The organism is Actinomyces sp. S6-Spd3 (assembly GCF_000758755.1).
Lineage (GTDB): Bacteria > Actinomycetota > Actinomycetes > Actinomycetales > Actinomycetaceae > Pauljensenia.
The window spans coordinates 1-734 of record NZ_JRMV01000046.1 but is presented as its reverse complement, the minus strand read 5'-3'; the positions used below and the strand labels follow the sequence as shown (position 1 = coordinate 734).

General features: G+C 51.1%; 2 protein-coding genes. Both read left to right on the top strand.

What is annotated here, in order from left to right; all coding sequences use genetic code 11:
• On the top strand, window positions 1–359 hold a 359-nt coding region (locus HMPREF1627_RS10450), incomplete at its 5' end, for a LacI family DNA-binding transcriptional regulator (protein WP_158705777.1).
• A partial coding sequence (locus tag HMPREF1627_RS00315; protein WP_034499892.1) for a maltose acetyltransferase domain-containing protein occupies window positions 359–734 on the top strand: 376 nt, incomplete at its 3' end. The genes HMPREF1627_RS10450 and HMPREF1627_RS00315, both read left to right, overlap by 1 nt.

The following is a 734-nucleotide window of genomic DNA, read 5'->3' as shown; positions in this document are numbered from 1 at the left end:
CGTGGTCACTAGAGGGCGGATATGAGGCCGGAAAGCAGTTCCTACAGCTAGACTCGCGCCCATCAGCCGTATTCTGTTTTTCTGACGCACTAGCTATTGGCTTCCAAAAAGCCGTAACAGAAGCTGGCGTGCGCGTCCCTCAAGACGTTGCCATCATGGGCTTCGATGGCACGGACACCGTTAAGTATGTTCAACCTCGAATCACCACTGTAAGACAGCCCATTAACGAAATGCTTACCACCGCAGTCGAAACCCTCGTTAAGGAACCTTACGAGCCTTTACCAGAGCACATGATCTTCCCTGTGTCACTGGTGCCAGGAGAATCTTGCGGCTGCCCAAGAATAGAAGGAATAGACTAATGTCTACTTATTTTTCAGAAGAAGAAGTTCGCAGGCGCATTGAAGAGCGCGAGCTGTACTGCGATGCCTACGAGGGCTTGGAAGGACTCAAGAGTGAGCGGGACCGGGCTAAGCGCCTGGTTGCGCGTTTCAATCGAACAACCGTAGATGATGAGGCCCTACGTAAAGAACTCATTGCGGAACTGTTTGGGGAAAGTGCTTCAAATGCGTTCCTCGAGCCGCCTATTTCGGTTGCTTACGGGCACCGCACAACTTTTTCTGGCAACGCTTATGCCAATACGGGTTTGACGCTTGTAGACGACTATGAGATCAACATTGGCAAGAACGTTATGTTTGGTCCCAACGTGACTCTAACGTCCACTAACCACCCGATTC